This is a genomic window from Prevotella sp. AM34-19LB, from assembly GCF_003468525.1.
In the GTDB taxonomy this organism is placed as follows: Bacteria; Bacteroidota; Bacteroidia; order Bacteroidales; family Bacteroidaceae; genus Prevotella.
The window spans coordinates 11,579-30,782 of sequence record NZ_QSIG01000040.1; the positions used below are offsets into that span (position 1 = coordinate 11,579).

Genomic DNA, 19,204 nt, shown 5'->3' on the forward strand with positions numbered 1-19,204 from the left:
GATTTTTTTGTTTAAGTTTGCAGAATTAATATAATAAATATTTTTGTGGGTCGAATCGTCCGAGACGACTACCGGCCAAAGAAACTCGAATCATAAACTAAACAAAGTGACATGATGGACTCTCAAGAAAACGCTCTGTTGCAGCAGAGCACCCTGGATCCTGCCAAGAAGGCATACGCCACCAAGCAGGAAGTACTCGAAAGAGTAAAAGAAATTGCTCATAGCGCAGAAGTTCCTAACAAAGAGGAGCTTGATATGCTGAAGACAATTTTCTACAAGATTCATCTCGCAGAAAGAGATGCGCAGACAAAAGAGTATCTCGCAGCAGGTGGTGACCCTGAAAAGTATGTTCTCTTACCAGATGACACAGAAGAAGCCTTCAAGGCCGAAATGCAGATTATCAAGGAAAAGAGAGCCAAGATCTTCCTTCAGCAGGAAGAGGAAAAGCAGGAAAACCTTGCGAAGAAACTCGAGATTATCGAAAAGATCAAAGCAATGACCACTTCGCCAGAAGAGGCCAACAAATCATATCAGGAATTCAAGACCCTGCAGCAGGAATGGAAGGAAATCAAGGCTATCCCTGCTGACAAGGCAAACGAGGTATGGAAGAACTACCAGCTCTACGTGGAGCAGTTCTACGACCTTCTGAAACTCAACAACGAGGCTCGCGAATACGACTTCAAGAAGAATCTTGAGGCAAAGACTAAGCTCTGCGAGGCTGCCGAGAAGCTCGCAGAGGAGCCAGATGTAATCTCTGCTTTCCACCAGTTGCAAGACCTGCACCAGGAATACCGCGAAATCGGTCCTGTAGCAAAGGAACTGCGCGAGGAAATCTGGACCCGCTTCAAGAACGCAAGTACCGTAATCAACAAGAAGCACCAGCAGCACTTCGAGGATCTGCGTGCCAAGGAGGAGGAGAATCTTGCTAACAAGACTTCCCTCTGCGAAAAGATTGAGGCTATCAATCTGAAGGAGAAGAAGCAGGCTTCCGATTGGGAGGATGCTACCAAGGCTATCATCGAGATTCAGGGTGAATGGAAGAAGATAGGCTTTGCTCCTCAGAAGATGAACGTGAAAATCTTTGAGCGCTTCCGTATCGCTAACGACGAATTCTTCAGCAAGAAGGCTGAATTCTTCAAGAATATCAAGAGCCAGTATGCAGAGAATCTCGAGAAGAAACAGAAGCTCGTGGAGAAGGCTAAGCAGTTGGCAGATAGCACCGAGTGGAAGAAGACCGGCGACAAGCTGATTCAGATGCAGAGAGAATGGAAAAACATAGGCTACGTGCCTCGCAAGCAGGGCGACCAGCTCTGGAAGGAATTCCTCGGCGCATGCAATAAGTTCTTCGACGCACGCAACAAGCTGAATGCCGGTGCACGCAGCGAGGAGCATGCCAACCTGGACAAGAAACGTGAGATTATCGCCAAGCTCAACGAGTTGGTTGAGAACGCCGGCGAGCACTTCCAGAAGAATATGCAGGACCTCATCGCAGAGTACAACGCTGTAGGTCACGTACCATTCAAGGAGAAGGACAAGGTTTACCAGGAGTATCACGAGGTGATGGACAAGCTCTACAAGACCTTGCGTTCCAACAATGCCAAGCGCCATATCCACAACTTCAAGAACAGCCTCAAGAATGTTGCCGAGAAAGGTGTCAACGCATTAGACAACGAGCGTGGCAGACTGTTGCGTCGCTACGACCAGCTGCGCGCTGAGATTACTACCTACGAGAACAACCTCGGCTTCCTCAATGCTGCCAGCAAGAAGGGTAATAGCCTGGTAGAGGAAATGAACCGCAAGGTAGAAAAGCTCAAAGAAGACTTGAAACTCGTAAAGGAGAAAATCAAGGCTATTGATGCAGAGAACAAGTAAAAGATTTTATTGAAATCAAATAAGAGGGTGTGCCATAAGTCCATGACACACCCTCTTTTCTTTTGAAGAACAGAATAGAATACGAAGTTCTCCCCAATCCCCAAAAGGTAAATATACGAAAAAGCATCTTTCGAAATGAAAGATGCTCTCTAGTTGGGATACCCGGACTCGAACCAGGAATGACAGGACCAGAATCTGTAGTGTTACCATTACACCATATCCCAATATCACTGCAATCTCAAGCATATTGTTTCTCAATTGCGGGTGCAAAGGTACAACTTTTTTTTGAATCACCAAAATTTTTCAGCACTTTTTTCTAAAAAATCTCAATTTTTTCTGTTTTCTATGGCTTTTTCGGGTATTTAGCGTATCTTTGTACCATAATTACATATAATAAGGTAGTAAATAAAGAAAATAAAAAAATAAAGAAAGATTAAATGAACACAGTTAAACAACTCGTAGAGACTATTAAGGAAGGAATACAGGAGAAAAAAGGTCAAGACATCGTTATCGCCGACCTCAGTGAAATGGATGGCACCATCGCCAAATATTTCATCATCTGCCAGGGTGGATCACCTACACAGGTAGAAGCCATCGCAGAATCTGTGGGCGACATGTGCCGCAAGAACCTTGGCGAAAAGCCGGTGAATGTGGCAGGTCTGGGCAACGACCAGTGGGTGGCTATGGACTTTGTGGATGTTCTCGTTCACATCTTCCTGCCAGAGGTACGCGCCTATTACGACCTGGAGCATCTCTGGGCAGACGCCAAGCTTACCCATATTCCGAATCTCGACTAATTCCCAAGAATGCCGAACATGGCAGCAGACTCTACAAATGCTTCAAGAACGGCATTAAGAAAGATGATGCACTAAAACAGCGCATCAAGAGAGAAAAAAAGAGCATACATCAAATAGAAATAAACAATAACAATGGAACAAAGCAACAACTTCAATAATCCTGGCGGAGGAAAAGGTCCGAAGATGCCTAGGTTTAACATGAATTGGCTCTACACCATTATCCTCATCGCCTCATCGCTTTGTTTTTCAGTGGCGGTGGTGATGCCTTGGGCGGAAGCGCAGCCAAGGAAGCCACCTATACAGAATTCAAGCAATATGTAGATAAGGGATACGTGCTGAGCGTAGTAGCCAACAAGACGGAAAGTACTCTCAAGATATATATCAACCCGAAATATACGAGAGATGTCTATAAAATGAGCGCCCAGAGCGTAGGACCGAATCCTTACGTCAAGGTACAGTTCGGTTCGATCGACGAGGTAGATCGCTACGCCAACGAAATGGTGAAGGAGAAGAAAATCCGTTCCTTCAGTTACGATAACCAGAAGAGCAATGATTTCTGGAATCTCGTAATGAGCGTTGCCCCTCTCCTCCTCTTCTTCCTCTTCATCTACTGGATGTCGGGCAGAATGGGAAGCGGTATGAGTAACATGGGCGGCGGCATCTTCAATGTAGGTAAGAGCAAGGCAAAGATGTACGAGAAGGGAAATTCCCTGGGAATCACCTTCAAGGATGTTGCCGGACAGGAAGGTGCCAAGCAGGAAGTAGAGGAAATCGTGGAATTCCTCAAGAATCCGCAGAAATATACCGATCTGGGTGGTAAGATTCCTAAGGGCGCATTGCTCGTTGGTCCTCCAGGAACCGGTAAGACTCTCCTGGCAAAGGCTGTTGCTGGCGAAGCTGGCGTACCATTCTTCTCCATGAGCGGTTCAGACTTTGTAGAGATGTTCGTCGGCGTGGGTGCATCGCGCGTACGCGACCTCTTCCGCCAGGCAAAGGAGAAGGCTCCTTGCATCATCTTCATCGATGAGATCGATGCTGTGGGCCGTGCCCGCAGCAAGAACCCGGCAATGGGCGGAAACGACGAGCGAGAGAACACGCTCAACGCCCTGCTTACAGAGATGGACGGTTTCGGTACCAATAGTGGTGTCATCATTCTGGCAGCTACCAACCGTGTAGATATGCTCGACAGCGCCCTGCTCCGTGCAGGCCGTTTCGACCGAGAAATCCACGTAGATCTTCCAGGCTTGAACGAGCGCAAGGCCATCTTCCTGGTCCATCTCAAGCCTATTAAGATAGATGACACAGTGGACGTGGATCTTCTGGCTCGTCAGACTCCGGGCTTCTCGGGTGCCGATATTGCAAATGTATGTAACGAGGCAGCCCTCATTGCTGCCCGCCACGACAAGAAGGCGGTATGCAAACAGGATTTCCTTGATGCCGTAGATAGAATCGTAGGCGGACTGGAGAAGAAGACCAAGGTAATGACTGCCGATGAGAAACGAAGCATCGCACTCCATGAGGCAGGCCATGCAACCATTTCCTGGTTCTGTCAGTATGCCAATCCACTCATCAAGGTTACGATCGTGCCTCGTGGTCAGGCACTCGGAGCAGCCTGGTATCTCCCTGAGGAGCGACAGATTACCACCAAGGAGCAGATGCTCGATGAGATGTGCTCGCTGATGGGTGGACGTGCAGCCGAGGAACTCTTCACCGGTCATATTTCTTCTGGTGCGATGAACGATCTGGAACGCGCAACCAAGAGTGCGTACGGAATGGTGGCTTATCTGGGTATGAGCAAGACATTGCCAAATATCTGCTATTACAACCAGAACGAGTATTCATTCCAGCGTCCATACTCAGAGACTACAGCCCGCGAGATAGACAAGGAGGTTCTGCAGATGGTGAACGAGCAATACACCCGTGCCAAGAACATCCTGATGGAGCACAAGGAGGGTCACAACGCCCTTGCCGAGCTGTTGATTCAAAAAGAGGTGATCATGGCAGAAGACGTGGAGCACATCTTCGGCAAGCGTCCTTGGCTGAGCCGTTCTCAGGAAATCATGGAGGACGAACAGCCTAAGATTGATGATGCCGTAAAGGATATGCCAGAGGTTCAGGCTGCCATCAAGGAGCATGAAGAGGCAAAGAAAGCTTCGAAGGAGGAGGCTGAAGAGAAGACTTCAGAGAAGACTTCTGAAAACGAGAAAAATAACGAATAAAAAGCAAGACCATGACTGAGAAACAAAAAAATCTAGTAATTAGATCCATCACAGGCGTACTCTTCGTTGTGTGTATGGTATCTTGCTTTCTGAATCCTAGGGCGATGGTATTCCTGTTCGCCCTGATTACAGGCCTAAGCATCTGGGAGTACTGCGGACTGGTGAACCAAAAGGAAGACGTAACCGTCAACCGATTCATTACCACCGTGGCAGGAGTATATTTCTTCCTTGCCGTAGCTGGATTCCGCACAGGTATCGTGGGCAACTTCGTGGTATTCGTACCATACTTGCTCACCATCATCTACCTCTTCATCGGAGGGCTCTATACAGCCAACAAGAACGCCATCAACGACTGGGCTTACACCATGCTTTCGCAAATGTACATTGCCCTTCCATTCTCGATGATCAACGTGTTGGCATTTGAGACTTCGGCATTCGATGGTCAGATTCATTACGACATGCTCTTGCCTCTGAGCGTATTCATCTTCCTCTGGACCAATGATACGGGTGCTTATTGCAGCGGTTCGCTTTTCGGCAAGCATAAGCTGTTTCCTCGCATCAGTCCGGCGAAGAGTTGGGAAGGTAGCATCGGTGGTGGTATCTTCGTAATTATCGCAGCCATCATCATCGGTTACATTGCCAACGATGGCGAGGCTCACCGCCTCAGCATTCTCGGATGGGTAGGTTTAGGAGTAGTTGTAGCGGTTTTCGGAACCTGGGGCGATTTGGTAGAAAGTCTCTTCAAGCGCACCCTGGGAGTAAAGGATAGTGGTAATATCCTGCCGGGCCATGGCGGAATGCTCGACCGCTTCGATTCATCACTCATGGCGATTCCAGCTGCCGTGATTTATCTCTACACCCTCCAGCTTTTCGGATAGACACCGTTCTGAAAAAGTACAATAAGAAAAAAATCCAAGCCAGATTCATTCTAGCTTGGATTTTTTAATTTATAACGGAACCATAGAGCAGCTATTTCAATTCCTCCTGCTGCGACTCATTAAGCTGCTCTTCTGCCCTTCTGGCTCTTTCGGCTTCTTCATCTGCCAGTCTTCTAGCCTCTTCCGCCTTTCTTCTTGCCTTTTCTGCTTCCTCTTCCGCTCTTCTTCTTGCAGCCTCAGCCTGTTGTTCTGCCTTCTTTTTAGCTGCTTCGGCTTCTGCCAGGGCTTTTAATCGGGCACGCTCGGCGGCTTCGGCAGCAGCCTTGGCTTCTGCTTCGGCTCTCTCCTTAGCAAGTCTAACCAGCATTTCACGACGCTTGACCAAGAGATCGAACATGATGGCAGCAGCCTCATCAGGAGCAACCTGGTTGCCCAGACGCTCTCTCACCTCACGGTATTCTGAAAGCATACGCTCCCTACCCTCCTTACCTGACAAAATCTGATAAAGCTGGTCGGCGATGGCATCCACCTGAAAACGGTCGGCAAACATCTCCTGCACCACTTCCTTGTCGGCAATCAGATTCACCAACGAAATATACTTGCACGACATCACATGCTTAAACGCAAGGCGAACCAGATGCGGCAATGGGGTCTCATAGCAAACCACCTGCGGAACCTCGAACAGCGCCGTCTCCAAAGTAGCCGTACCACTCGTTACCAAAGCAGCCGTACTGTGACTCAGGAGCGGATAGGTCTTATTGCGCACCATCTTGACAGGCGTACCCTTCAAGAACTTCTCATAATAAGAATCCTCAATGGAAGGAGCTCCTGCAAGCACCATCTGGTAATCCTCAAACCGCTCTGCCACCTCAATCATGGCAGGCAGATTATCCTTAATCTCCTGCAAACGGCTTCCGGCAAGCAAAGCAATAATCGGGCGATGCCTGTCCAGATTATTCTCTTCACAAAACTCCACGAAATTCTGATGATATTCCGACCGAAACTCATTCACCTCTTCTGCCGTAGGATTACCTACATAATGGATAGGATAACGGTGCTTTTTTTCGAAGAAGGTACCTCAAAAGGCAGGATGGAGAAGAGTTCGGCGATATCACGCTTGATACTGCGGATTCGCCATTCCTTCCACGCCCAGATTTTAGGAGAGATATAATAGTATGCCGGAATATTAGTCTTCTTTTTCAAGAACTTAGCGATATTCAGATTAAATCCAGGATAATCTACAAGGATTACCACATCCGGTTTCCATTTCACAATATCTTCCTTGCATCTTTTCATATTAGAAAAGATGGTACCCAGATGCATCAGCACAGGAACAAAGCCCATATAGGCAAGCTCCTTGTAATGCTTGACACGAGTGCCACCTTCGGCAGCCATCAAGTCGCCACCGAAGAACCTAAATTCAGCAAACTCGTCAACATTTTTTAGTGAACGCATCAATCTGCTGGCATGCAGGTCGCCACTCGCCTCTCCTACAATCAAATAATACTTCATAATTCAAAGTTCTTGATCCAATCATAATCCGTGATATCAATCTTGGTCGGCGTGATGGCAATATAGCCATGATTCACCGCCCATTGATCTGTATCCGCAGCATCCGGTTCGTCATTGCGATAATCGCCCACCATCCAATAGTATTCATACCCATGAGGGTGCGTACGATGTTCCACCTCGTTGATCCACGAACCATGTGCCATTCTGCAAGCCTTGAAGCCCTTGAACGGAGGCTGTGCCGGGAAGTTGACATTCAGGCAGGTATATTTCGGCAAGCCCTTCTCCAGAACCATCTTCACCACCTGGGCTACACCGTCTCGCAAAGGCGAGAGATCGGCATTCTCATCATAGTTGCAACTGCTGAAGGCAATGCTAGGAATGTGCTGCATACATCCCTCCTTGGCTACGCCCATCGTACCTGAATAGTGATTGTTCACACTGGAATTATCACCATGGTTGATACCGCCGATTACGAGATCAGGGCGACGGTCCTTGTAAAACTGGTCGAGCGCCAGTTTGACACAATCCACCGGCGTACCGCTGCACGACCAAACCTCCACATCTTCGCCCATATTATGACGGCGCTTCAGTCGCAGCGGAGTGGTAGCCGAGAAGGCACAGGCGAATCCGGAGCGGGCACTTTCGGGAGCCACAACGAGTACGTCGCACCAGCTTTCAGAAAGCGCACGAGGGTCTTGATACCATTGGCATGATAGCCATCATCATTTGAAATTAACACTAAAGGTCTCTTATTTTCCATAAAAATATCTTTCTTTTTGGTGCAAAAGTACGAAAAAACCTTTAAAGAAACATATTTCTCGCATATTTTTTGTATCTTTGCCGAAAATTTCTGTGCGCAAAGGCCATTTTAGACTCGCAGGCGCACACATCAGGTTATTATATAGACTTAAAAAATGGGAAAAATCATCGCATTAGCTAATCAGAAAGGTGGCGTCGGAAAGACAACAACCACCATCAACCTGGCTGCATCGCTTGCTACCCTGGAGAAAACGGTACTCGTCATCGATGCCGACCCTCAGGCAAACGCATCCAGCGGTCTAGGTGTGGACATCAGCGAGGTAGATTGTTCACTCTATGAGTGCATCATCAACCATGCAGATGTGCGTGATGCCATCTACACTACTGACATCGACGGACTCGACATCGTGCCGAGCCACATCGATCTTGTAGGAGCTGAGATAGAAATGCTCAACCTTAAGAATCGCGAGAAAGTAATCAAGAAACTGCTCGACCCCATCCGCGAAGAATACGATTATATTCTCATCGACTGTTCCCCATCGCTGGGTTTGATAACAGTGAACTCGCTTACCGCCGCAGACAGCGTGATCATCCCAGTGCAGTGTGAATACTTTGCACTGGAAGGAATCAGCAAGCTGCTCAACACCATCAAGATCATCAAGAGCAAGCTGAATCCGAAGCTCGAAATAGAAGGTTTCCTGCTGACGATGTACGACAGCCGCCTCCGACTCGCCAACCAGATTTACGACGAGGTGAAGCGCCACTTTCAGGAATTGGTATTCAAGACTGTCATCCAGCGCAACGTGAAATTGAGCGAGAGTCCGAGCCACGGCCTCCCAGTCATTCTCTACGATGCAGAATCAAATGGTGCCAAGAACCACCTGGCACTGGCAAAGGAAATTATCAACAAGAATAGATAAGATTTGGAAATTGAACCCATCAGGAAACTTCAATGTTCAAAATTCAAAGTTCAAAGTAAAAATGGCAGTACATAAGAAATTCAATAACGGCATAAGAAACAACGCCCTGGGCCGCGGACTCGACGCCTCATCTCGACAGAGGGAGTACGTACTCAGGGCAGCAGCACCATCAACGAGATACCTCTCGATCAGATCGAGGCAAACCCAAACCAGCCACGACGGGAGTTTGACGAAGAGGCGCTGCGCGAACTCGCCGATAGCATCAGTGCCATCGGCATCATCCAGCCTATTACCCTGCGACAGATTTCGGAAAACCGATTCCAAATTATTGCGGGAGAAAGACGATGGAGAGCTTCACTACTAGCTGGACTCATGGCAATACCTGCCTACATCCGCACCATCAGCGATGAAAACGTGATGGAGATGGCGCTCGTGGAGAACATCCAGCGCCAGGACCTCAACGCCATAGAGATTGCACTTGCATACGAACATCTTCTGGAAAACGAGGGAATGACTCAGGAAAAAATTTCCGAGCGTGTGGGCAAAAGCCGTGCTGCCATTGCCAACTATCTCCGACTCCTGAAGCTGCCGGCACAGGTGCAGATGGCTCTCCAGAAGAAAGAAATCGATATGGGACACTGCAGAGCGCTCCTAGCACTCGACAGTCCGTCGCTTCAGATCAAGCTCTTCAAGGAAATCCAGAAGAACGGTTACTCCGTGAGAAAGGTGGAAGAGATGGTACAGCGACTGAAAAGCGGTGAAGACGTGGAAAGCGGCAAGAAAACCATCACTGCCAAGACACAGATACCCGAGGAATTCACCATGCTAAGAGAAAAGCTCTCCAAATTCCTCAATACCAAGGTGCAATTCACCTGCTCTGCCAAGGGCAAGGGAAAAATCAGCATCCCATTCAGCAATGAAGAGGAACTGGAGCACATCATGAACGTTTTCGATAAACTGAAACAGGAATAAATCTTGTTTTATATAGAAAGAAATAGATTATTTCGATAAACAGGAACAGCTTCATCTGTTCCGAATAAGATATAGAAGAATAAAAAAGTGAATTTAAGATTATCACATATTTGCATTTCGGCTTTACTGCTGGCAACCTCGCTCCAAGTTTCGGCTCAGAAACAGAAGGCGAAGGCAGAAGTAGCCGTTCCTGACTTCGCTGCTGCCGACTCGGCAAGGATGGCGACAGAAGCGGCAAAGACTTCGGTAGATTCTGCCATCACAGCCAAGGACAGCATGAATCTGGCTAAACTCAACAGTTCGCTCAAGCCGATGCAGAAGAAGAAGCGCGATTGGGCTACCTGGCGACCAGATGCCAAGCGCGCCATGTGGCTTGCACTGGTTTTGCCCGGAGCAGGACAGATCTACAACCGCAAATACTGGAAACTACCTATTATATATGGTGGTTTCGTAGGCTGCGCTTACGCCATCACCTGGAACAACCAGATGTATCACGACTACTCGCAAGCCTACCTCGACATTATGGATGATGACCCGAACACGCAGAGCTACAACCAGTTTCTGCATTTGGGAGCCACCATCGATGCCTCTAACATAGAACGCTACAAGGAAATCTTCCGTAAGCGTAAAGATAGATTCCGCCGCTGGAGAGATATGGGAACCTTCGTGATGATTGGCATCTATGCCTTCTCCGTCATCGATGCGTATGTAGATGCATCGCTCTCAGAATTCGACATCTCCGACGACCTCAGCCTCAGAGTGGAGCCTGCCGTGCTCAATAACGGCAGATACAACAACCCGCTGCGTTCAGGCGCACTCGGACTGCAATGCTCACTCACATTCTAAAAGTAACCATCAGAAAACTAAACGAAAAAGAAGCATATAATTAAAATAGAAAACAATAGACATTAGATAATGAAGAAAATAATCATCATGGCAGCAGCGATGCTGTTTAGCTGGCAGGGCATTCAAGCCCAAAACGACAATACAGAAGACAATGACGATGTGATTACCGTAACCGACAAGGACGGTAAGCAGGAGGAAATCGAAGTTCCTGAAGGTTTGGAAGACAACCTCGACAGCCTTCTTCACCTCTACAATACACAGGCTTACATGATGGCCGACACCTCTTGCAAATACCGTGATGTGAATCCGGTTTTCGAAACACAGGTATATATCGACCGATTGAAGCGACTCCCTACACTTATTGAAATGCCATACAATGAGGTAGTACAGAAGTTCATCGACCGCTACAGCGGCAAACTTCGTCGCTCTGTAAGCTTCATGCTGGGTGCCAGCAACTTCTACATGCCTATCTTCGAAGAGGCATTGGAAGCATACAACCTGCCACTGGAGCTGAAATATCTGCCGGTTATCGAGTCGGCACTCAACCCCAAGGCAGTTTCCCGCGTAGGAGCACAGGTCTCTGGCAGTTCATGCTGAGCACAGGCAAGCGCTACGGTCTGGAGGTGAATACCCTCTACGATGAGCGCCGCGACCCAGTGAAGGCATCATATGCCGCAGCCCACTACCTGCGCGATCTTTACAAGATCTATGACGACTGGAACCTCGTTATCGCAGCCTACAACTGCGGACCAGCCAAGGTAAACAAGGCAATCCATCGTGCCAAGGGCGAGACTGACTACTGGAAGATTTATCCATACCTGCCAAAGGAAACACGTGGATATGTACCAGCTTTCATCGCAGCCAACTATATTATGAACTATTACTGCGACCACAACATCTGTCCGATGGTAACCGAGTTGCCAACCAAGACAGACACCGTGGAAGTGAACCAGGATGTTCATATTGAGCAGATTGCCAAGGTTCTCAACATCGATGCCGAGCATCTCCGCAACCTGAACCCACAGTATCGCCGCGACATCATCAACGGCAGTCACAAGCCTATGCCTGTGCGTCTGCCGGAATCACTCATCGGAGCCTTCATCGACAACAGAGATTCCATCTTCAGTTACCGTGCAGATGAGCTTCTGCAGAAGCGTGATGTAGTAGATGTCAACGACGATGAGCCAAGCTACAGCCGCTCTCGCAGCAGCCGTTCACGCAGCAGCGTATCATCTTCGCGCAGCAGCCGAAACAAAAAGTATGCCCGCAATAAAAAGAGCAGACGATCAAGAAGCAAGAGCGTAACCATCAAAAACGGAGATACACTCTCAGAGATTGCAGCTCGCCACGGAACAACCGTGAAGAAGCTCAAGAAGCTGAACAAGATTTCAGGCAACAGCATTCGTGCCGGAAAGAAGATCAAAGTGAAATAAAAAAATAAAATCTATATACTGAAGCCCACGCCCAGGATCGTGGACTTCAGTAATACAATATTAATCATATTATAAATAGGAGGGTACAGCTATGGATGACCAGAACTTGAAAGACCTAGAAAGAGAGCAGGCCGACAACAAACTGATCGGTGATGCCTTTCAGCATTTACTCGACACCTACCTCAGCTCGCGACACCGCAAGAAGGTAGATATCGTGACAAAAGCCTTCAACTTCGCCCGTCAGGCGCACAAGGGCGTGCGCCGATTGTCTGGCGAACCGTATATCATGCACCCTATCGCCGTGGCACAGATTGCCTGTGAGGAAATGGGATTGGGTTCTACCAGCATCTGCGCAGCACTGCTCCATGATGTGGTAGAAGATACAGACTATACGGTAGAAGACATCTCCAACATCTTCGGTGCCAAGGTGGCACAGATCGTGGATGGACTCACCAAAATCAGTGGTGGCATCTTTGGAGACCAGGCTTCTGCACAGGCAGAAAACTTCAAGAAGTTGTTGCTCACCATGAGCGATGACATCCGAGTGATTCTCATCAAAATCTGCGACCGACTGCACAACATGCGCACCCTGGAATCGCAACCAGCCAACAAACAATACAAGATTGCCGGCGAGACCTTATATATATATGCACCACTCGCCAACCGACTCGGACTCAACAAAATCAAGACCGAACTGGAAAACCTCAGCTTCCGCTACGACCATCCACAGGAGTATGCCAACATTGAGCATAAGCTTGCAGATACCGAATCGCAGCGCGACACCCTCTTTGCACAATTCACCGCTCCTATCCGTGAGGAACTGGATAAGCTGGGGGTGGATTACAAGATCAAGGCACGCGTCAAGAGCCCTTATTCCATTTGGAACAAGATGCAGAACAAACACGTTTCCTTTGATGAAATCTACGATATTCTTGCAGTTCGCATCATCGTGACTCCAAAGAGCAGAACCAACGAGGTGAACGAATGCTTCAATGTCTATGTAGCCATCAGCAAAATATACAAGAGCCATCCCGACCGTCTGCGCGACTGGCTGAACCATCCGAAAGCTAACGGATACCAGGCTCTCCACGTTACCCTGATGAGTAAGCAGGGACGCTGGATAGAGGTACAGATCCGCTCCGACCGCATGGACGAGGTGGCAGAAAAGGGATTTGCAGCCCACTGGAAATACAAGGAGGGTGGCGAATATACTGAGGATGAAAACGAGTTGAACGACTGGCTGAGCACCATCAAGGAGATTCTGGACGATCCGCAGCCTGATGCGATGGACTTCCTCGACGCTATCAAGCTCAACCTCTATGCATCTGAAATCTTCGTCTTCACCCCGAAGGGAGAAATCATCACGATGCCAGCCGGATGTACTGCACTCGACTTCGCCTTCCAGATACATACCTTCCTGGGCAGCCACTGCATCGGAGCCAAGGTAAACCATAAGCTGGTACCTCTGAGCCACAAGCTGAACAGCGGCGACCAGGTAGAGATCCTTACCTCCAAGAGTCAGCACGTACAGCCTTCATGGGTGAACTTCGTAAGCACAGCCAAGGCTAAGAGCAAGATCATGGCGATATTACGCCGTGACTCCCGCGAAGTGCAGAAGAAGGGTGAGAGTATCCTCACCGAATGGCTGCAGAAAAACAACTTAGAGATGACCAACTCGGTAGTGGACAAGCTCTGCGAATTCCACAACATACAGAAGCGCGACAACTTCTTCCAGTCGCTGGGCGAGCACTGCATCCTGCTCGGAGAGAAAGACCTCGATGAGCTGCAGGGCAAGACCAAGAAGCAGAAACAATCATCGAGCTGGCGCGACTATATCCCATTCCTGGGCAAGAACAAGCAGAAAGAGGAAACGGGCGGCATCGTAAAGCCACAGGAACTCTTTGTGGTAGGCAAGGACTTCAACAAGAAGAAGCCGCTCATCCTGACCGAAGAAAACATCAATCAGTTTATCTTCCCTTCCTGCTGCCACGCCATTCCGGGCGACGACGTGATGGGATTCATCGATAACAAGAACCGCATCGAGATTCACAAGCGTTCGTGCAATGTAGCTGCCAAGCTGAAATCAAGCTATGGCAACCGCATCGTGGATGCCAAGTGGGATATGCACAAGCAGATGCTCTTCGATGCAACCATCGAAATCAAGGGTATCGACCGCAAGGGCATGCTCCTCGATGTGAGCAAGATTATCAGCGACCAACTGGGTATCAATATTCACAAGGTTACCATCAGCAGCGACAATGGTATCTTCGACGGAACCATCGAACTTCGTATTCACGACCGTGATGAAGTGAAGACCATCATGGATAAGCTCAGGACGATAGAGGATCTGCAGGATGTGCAGAGAATCTTATAATCAGAAAAGAACAAGGATGATATCATCAGCAGAAAAGAACAAGGATGGTATCATCAGAGATCAGGAGCTGGAAGCCTGCTACTTCCGGCTCCTAATTTTCATCAAGCCAAATAAACTACAATCATCAAAACAAAAACAAACAAAACAATGAAAAAGCTATTTTTATCATTTCTGATGATGTTGGCTATGCTGCCTCTGGCTGCTGCCAACAAGTACGACAATCCTGATACACTGGTCGTTTCACGAGATGGAACGGGCGAATTCCGCACCATTGACGAAGCCATCCAGGTATGCCGTGCCTTTATGGAATACACCAAGGTAATCTATGTGAAAAAGGGCGTGTATAAGGAGAAACTCATCATCCCATCATGGCTCACCAACATCACGATCTGCGGAGAAGACCGCGACCAGACCATCATCACCTGGGATGACCATGCCAATATCCTGATGCCTATCGGCGGACTTGACTCAGATGCATCTGTCAAAGGCAAAAAGATGGGAACTTTCCGCACCTACACCCTCAAGGTAGCAGGTAGCTACATCACGCTGAAAGACATCACCATCGAAAATAATGCCGCAAAACTGGGACAAGCTGTCTCACTCCACATCGAGGGCGACCATGTGTTGGTACAGAACTGCCGTCTTCTGGGTAATCAAGATACCATTTATACCGGCAAGGCAGGCTCCCGCATCGCCTTCTACGACTGCTACATCGAGGGAACCACCGATTTCATCTTCGGTCCTAGCTTGGCATGGTTTGAGAATTGTGAGATTCACAGCAAGGCAAACAGTTACATTACAGCCGCATCCAGCCCTGCTGGTCAGAAATACGGTTATGTCTTCAACAAGTGCAAGCTGACAGCTGATGCGGGGGTTGACAAGGTATTTTTGGGTCGTCCTTGGCGCCCATACGCCAAGACCCTCTTCATGAATTGCGAGATGGGCAGCCACATCACACCTGCAGGTTGGGACAACTGGCGCAACCCGAAGAATGAAGAAACTGCCGAGTACAGCGAATACAAAAACTATGGTCCAGGTGCATCCACCAAGGGCAGAGTAACCTGGAGCCACCAGCTCAGCAAGAAAGAAGCCAGCAAGATTACCATCGCCGAGGTTTTCGGCGAAGAATGCTGGTAATCCCCTACTCTTTACTAATCATAAAGCTCAATGTTCCAATTTCAAAGTATTAAACCAGTCCGTCGAGCTGTTTCTTGAGTTCCTTGAGCTGATCTCTTACAGAAATGAGGGTGTCGAGAACGTCTGATGATTTCTCGGCACCCGTTCTGTTTTGACTCAGATACTTACGTGCCGCAGCAATCTTGAATCCCTTAACCTTGATCAGGTTATAGATGAGTTTCACCTGCTCAATATCCTTGTCAGAATATTGACGCACCTTGTTCACGCCCACCTTAGGTCTGAGGAAAGGAAACTCCTTTTCCCAATAACGGAGGGTTGACTCCGTTACACCCACTTCCTCAGCCACTTCCTTGATAGAATAGTACAATTTTACGTTTTTATCTGTATTTAAAGCCATTTTTCCAAACTTTAATTTCAAAAATAATTAATTTTGTTGCAAAATTAAGCAATTCTTCTTATCTTTGCAAAGTTTTTCGGAAGAAAATGCCCTTAAGGACAAAAATAATCAAAACAGAGGAGAAATACAGCCTCTGAAACAACATTTGAGAATTAAAAAAGATTAATATAAAAGATAATATGATGACAGCTAATGAAGTGCGCGAATCCTTCAAGAAATTCTTCGAAGGTAAGGGCCACAAGATTGTTCCATCAGCACCTATGGTTATCAAAGATGACCCAACGCTGATGTTTACAAACGCTGGTATGAACCAGTGGAAAGACATCATCCTCGGTACAAAAGACCCAGGCAAGGATGTTCGTCGTGTTGATACTCAGAAATGTCTCCGTGTAAGCGGTAAGCACAACGACCTTGAAGAGGTAGGTCATGATACTTACCACCACACCATGTTCGAGATGCTCGGTAACTGGAGCTTCGGCGACTACTTTAAGGAGGGCGCCATCGATATGGCTTGGGAGTATCTGACTGGAGTTTTGAAACTCAATCCTGCCGACCTCTACGTTACCGTGTTCGAGGGCAGCGAGGAAGAAGGTTTGAAGCGCGACGACGAGGCTGCCAGCTTCTGGGCTAAGCACGTTCCTGCAGACCACATCATCAATGGTAACAAGCACGATAACTTCTGGGAGATGGGCGATACAGGTCCTTGCGGTCCTTGCTCAGAGATTCACGTGGATTCTCGTACTCCAGAGGAGAAGGCTCAGGTGCCAGGCCGCGAGTTAGTAAACAAGGATAATCCTCAGGTTATCGAAATCTGGAACATCGTGTTCATGCAGTACAACCGCAAGGCTGACGGTTCTCTCGAACCATTGTCAATGAACGTAATCGATACAGGTATGGGCTTCGAACGCCTGGTTCGCATGCTTCAGGACAAGCACTCTAACTATGATACAGATATCTTCCAGCCAATCATCAAGGAAATCGAGGCTATTTCTGGCAAGAAGTATGGCTTCACTACTCCTACAGGTGAGAATGGTGAAGGTAAGGATGAGCAGGAGAAGATCGACATCGCTATGCGTGTCTGCGCCGACCACCTCCGTGCCGTAGCCTTCTCTATCGCTGATGGTCAGTTGCCAAGCAATGCCAAGGCTGGTTACGTAATCCGCCGCATCTTGCGCCGTGCCGTACGTTATGCTTATACATTCCTCGGACAGAAGCAGGCATTCATGTACAAGCTCGTCAATGTATTGGTAGAGCAGATGGGTGCAGCCTTCCCAGAGTTGCCAGCTCAGCAGGAGCTCATCACCCGCGTGATGAAAGAGGAAGAGGATTCATTCCTCCGCACCTTGGAAAAGGGTATCAACCTCCTCAATGGCGATATGGACGAGCTCAAGGCTCATGGCGAGACTCAGCTTGATGGCGTAAGCGCATTCCGCCTCTTCGATACCTATGGTTTCCCTCTCGACCTGACAGAGTTGATCTGCCGTGAGAATGGTTACACCGTAGATGCTGCAGGCTTCGACGAGGAGATGAAGAAGCAGAAAGAGCGTGCCCGCAATGCTGCAGCCGTAGAGAACGGCGACTGGGAGGTTTTGAAGGAAGGCGACCAGAACTTCGTGGGTTACGACTATACAGAATATGAGTGCCACATCCTGCGCTACCGCAAGGTGACTCAGAAAAAGAACTCTTTCTATGAGTTGGTACTCGACAACACTCCATTCTATGGTGAGATGGGTGGACAGGTTGGCGACAAGGGTGTACTCGTTAGCGAGGATGAGACTATCCAGGTTATCGACACCAAGCGTGAGAACAACCAGAGCATCCATATCGTAAAGGAGTTACCAAAGGATGTAAACGCTGACTTCATGGCTTGCGTTGATATCGAAAGCCGCGAGGGAAGCGCTGCCAACCATACAGCTACCCACTTGCTCGACTACTGCCTGAAGCAGGTTTTGGGCGAGCACGTAGAGCAGAAGGGTTCTTATGTAGATAAGGATACATTGCGTTTCGACTTCTCTCACTTCCAGAAGGTAACTGATGAGGAGCTCCGCAAGGTAGAGCACATGGTAAACGAAATGATCCGTGCCGACTATCCATTGGATGAGCACCGCGATACTCCTATCGAGGAGGCTAAGGAGCTTGGCGCTATCGCCCTCTTCGGCGAGAAGTATGGCGACAAGGTTCGTGTGGTTCGCTTCGGTCCATCAGCTGAGTTCTGTGGTGGTATTCACGCCAAGAGCACCGGTAAGATTGGTTTCTTCAAGATTATCTCTGAGAGCAGCGTAGCAGCCGGCATCCGCCGTATCGAGGCTTTGACAGGCAAGGCTTGCGAGGAGGCTATCTACGGCTTGCAGGATACCATCGTAGCGTTGAAGGGCTTGTTCAACAATGCCAAGGATCTTGAGGGTGTCATCAGAAAGTACATCGACGAGCACGATGCCTTGAAGAAGGATGTTGAGAAGTTCCAGGCTCAGGCTGTGGAGCGCACCAAGGATAAGCTTGTTGAGAATGCAAGAGATATCAACGGTGTGAAGGTTGTTACAGCCGTATTGCCAATGGAGCCAGCAGCTGCCAAGGATTTGGTATTCAAGGTTCGCGAGGCTTTACCTGAGAACATGATCTGCGTAGTAGGTTCTGTTTATAACGACAAGCCTATGCTCAGCGTGATGTTCAGCGATGATATGGTTAAGGATCACGGTTTGAACGCAGGTAAGATGATTCGCGAAGCTGCCAAGTTGATTCAGGGTGGCGGTGGCGGTCAGCCTCACTATGCTCAGGCTGGCGGTAAGAACAAGGACGGCTTGAGCGCTGCAGTAGATAAGGTTGTAGAGTTGGCTCAGCTGTAATAAGCCTCCTCAAAGAAGTATATGATAGAGTTATCTTAACTCTTATATATAATAAGGTATAAAGGGTTGCAATCCATCTTTTCGAAGATTGCAACCCTTTTTCTGTAAAATACTGCATATGATTTCAATATTTTTATAGGGTGTCCAGTTCTCTGTTCTTGAAAACAAGCTGGAAACATCCCTGTTAATTGTTAATATTACGCTCTGATATTTAACGTTTCATGTAACGAAATAGTTCTTTGAAA

General features: G+C 48.2%; 9 protein-coding genes, 1 tRNA gene and 5 pseudogenes. 11 read left to right on the forward strand and 4 right to left on the reverse strand.

From position 1 onward, the window contains the following. The first annotated feature begins 111 nt into the window (after positions 1 to 111). Positions 112 to 1,872, forward strand: coding sequence for a DUF349 domain-containing protein (locus DW830_RS11795; protein ID WP_119250049.1), 1,761 nt, complete (start codon positions 112 to 114; stop codon positions 1,870 to 1,872). 153 nt (positions 1,873 to 2,025) lie between these two features. Here the strand turns inward: DW830_RS11795 and DW830_RS11800 are convergent. Further along, positions 2,026 to 2,096: transfer RNA gene (locus tag DW830_RS11800), tRNA-Gln, on the reverse strand. Between the two features lie 213 nt (positions 2,097 to 2,309). Here DW830_RS11800 and rsfS point away from each other — a divergent pair. From rsfS to DW830_RS11815, 3 genes and pseudogenes are all read left to right on the forward strand, one after another. After that, positions 2,310 to 2,669: a ribosome silencing factor gene (gene rsfS / locus DW830_RS11805; RefSeq protein WP_089544864.1), complete on the forward strand. Its 360-nt coding sequence runs from the start codon at positions 2,310 to 2,312 to the stop codon at positions 2,667 to 2,669. A gap of 132 nt (positions 2,670 to 2,801) precedes the next feature. Next, positions 2,802 to 4,888, forward strand: a pseudogene (gene ftsH / locus DW830_RS11810) (ATP-dependent zinc metalloprotease FtsH). Positions 4,889 to 4,899: 11 nt separating this feature from the next. Beyond that, positions 4,900 to 5,766 carry a phosphatidate cytidylyltransferase gene (locus tag DW830_RS11815; protein ID WP_089544865.1) on the forward strand — a complete coding sequence of 289 codons (867 nt, stop codon included), beginning with the start codon at positions 4,900 to 4,902 and terminating at the stop codon, positions 5,764 to 5,766. A 91-nt stretch (positions 5,767 to 5,857) separates the two neighbouring features. Here the strand turns inward: DW830_RS11815 and lpxB are convergent. Continuing rightward, positions 5,858 to 7,278, reverse strand: a pseudogene (lpxB, locus tag DW830_RS11820) (lipid-A-disaccharide synthase). Further along, a pseudogene (gene surE / locus DW830_RS11825) lies at positions 7,275 to 7,966 on the reverse strand (5'/3'-nucleotidase SurE). Before surE ends, lpxB begins: the two co-directional pseudogenes overlap by 4 nt. A gap of 226 nt (positions 7,967 to 8,192) precedes the next feature. On the opposite strand from surE, the gene DW830_RS11830 reads away from it, so the two are divergent. The 6 genes and pseudogenes from DW830_RS11830 (at position 8,193) to DW830_RS11855 (ending at position 15,719) form a co-directional block, all read left to right on the forward strand. Then, entirely contained in the window at positions 8,193 to 8,957 is a 765-nt protein-coding gene (locus DW830_RS11830; protein WP_089544868.1) for a ParA family protein, read from the forward strand. Between the two features lie 61 nt (positions 8,958 to 9,018). Continuing rightward, a pseudogene (locus DW830_RS11835) lies at positions 9,019 to 9,929 on the forward strand (ParB/RepB/Spo0J family partition protein). 87 nt (positions 9,930 to 10,016) lie between these two features. Then, positions 10,017 to 10,775 carry a DUF5683 domain-containing protein gene (locus DW830_RS11840; protein ID WP_119250050.1) on the forward strand — a complete coding sequence of 253 codons (759 nt, stop codon included), beginning with the start codon at positions 10,017 to 10,019 and terminating at the stop codon, positions 10,773 to 10,775. A 69-nt stretch (positions 10,776 to 10,844) separates the two neighbouring features. Continuing rightward, positions 10,845 to 12,208 (forward strand): annotated as a pseudogene (locus DW830_RS11845) (transglycosylase SLT domain-containing protein). Positions 12,209 to 12,299: 91 nt separating this feature from the next. Next, on the forward strand, positions 12,300 to 14,582 hold the full coding sequence (locus DW830_RS11850) for a RelA/SpoT family protein (protein ID WP_119250051.1): 2,283 nt from the start codon (positions 12,300 to 12,302) through the stop codon (positions 14,580 to 14,582). A 147-nt stretch (positions 14,583 to 14,729) separates the two neighbouring features. Continuing rightward, positions 14,730 to 15,719 carry a pectinesterase family protein gene (locus tag DW830_RS11855; RefSeq protein WP_119250052.1) on the forward strand — a complete coding sequence of 330 codons (990 nt, stop codon included), beginning with the start codon at positions 14,730 to 14,732 and terminating at the stop codon, positions 15,717 to 15,719. Between the two features lie 49 nt (positions 15,720 to 15,768). Here DW830_RS11855 and DW830_RS11860 read toward each other — a convergent pair whose 3' ends face one another. Beyond that, a complete protein-coding gene (locus DW830_RS11860) occupies positions 15,769 to 16,116 on the reverse strand; it encodes a MerR family transcriptional regulator (protein WP_089544872.1) in 348 nt (115 codons plus the stop codon). A 179-nt stretch (positions 16,117 to 16,295) separates the two neighbouring features. On the opposite strand from DW830_RS11860, the gene alaS reads away from it, so the two are divergent. Beyond that, positions 16,296 to 18,959, forward strand: coding sequence for an alanine--tRNA ligase (gene alaS / locus DW830_RS11865; protein ID WP_119250053.1), 2,664 nt, complete (start codon positions 16,296 to 16,298; stop codon positions 18,957 to 18,959). Positions 18,960 to 19,204: the final 245 nt, after the last annotated feature.

What these genes read in the sequence shown, in the direction of transcription:
- DW830_RS11795 (WP_119250049.1), top strand. Translation starts at nt 112, where the DNA reads ATGATGGACTCTCAAGAAAACGCTCTGTTGCAGCAGAGCACCCTGGAT.
- rsfS (WP_089544864.1), top strand. Translation starts at nt 2,310, where the DNA reads ATGAACACAGTTAAACAACTCGTAGAGACTATTAAGGAAGGAATACAG.
- DW830_RS11815 (WP_089544865.1), top strand. Translation starts at nt 4,900, where the DNA reads ATGACTGAGAAACAAAAAAATCTAGTAATTAGATCCATCACAGGCGTA.
- DW830_RS11830 (WP_089544868.1), top strand. Translation starts at nt 8,193, where the DNA reads ATGGGAAAAATCATCGCATTAGCTAATCAGAAAGGTGGCGTCGGAAAG.
- DW830_RS11850 (WP_119250051.1), top strand. Translation starts at nt 12,300, where the DNA reads ATGGATGACCAGAACTTGAAAGACCTAGAAAGAGAGCAGGCCGACAAC.
- DW830_RS11855 (WP_119250052.1), top strand. Translation starts at nt 14,730, where the DNA reads ATGAAAAAGCTATTTTTATCATTTCTGATGATGTTGGCTATGCTGCCT.
- DW830_RS11860 (WP_089544872.1), bottom strand. Translation starts at nt 16,116, where the DNA reads ATGGCTTTAAATACAGATAAAAACGTAAAATTGTACTATTCTATCAAG.
- alaS (WP_119250053.1), top strand. Translation starts at nt 16,296, where the DNA reads ATGATGACAGCTAATGAAGTGCGCGAATCCTTCAAGAAATTCTTCGAA.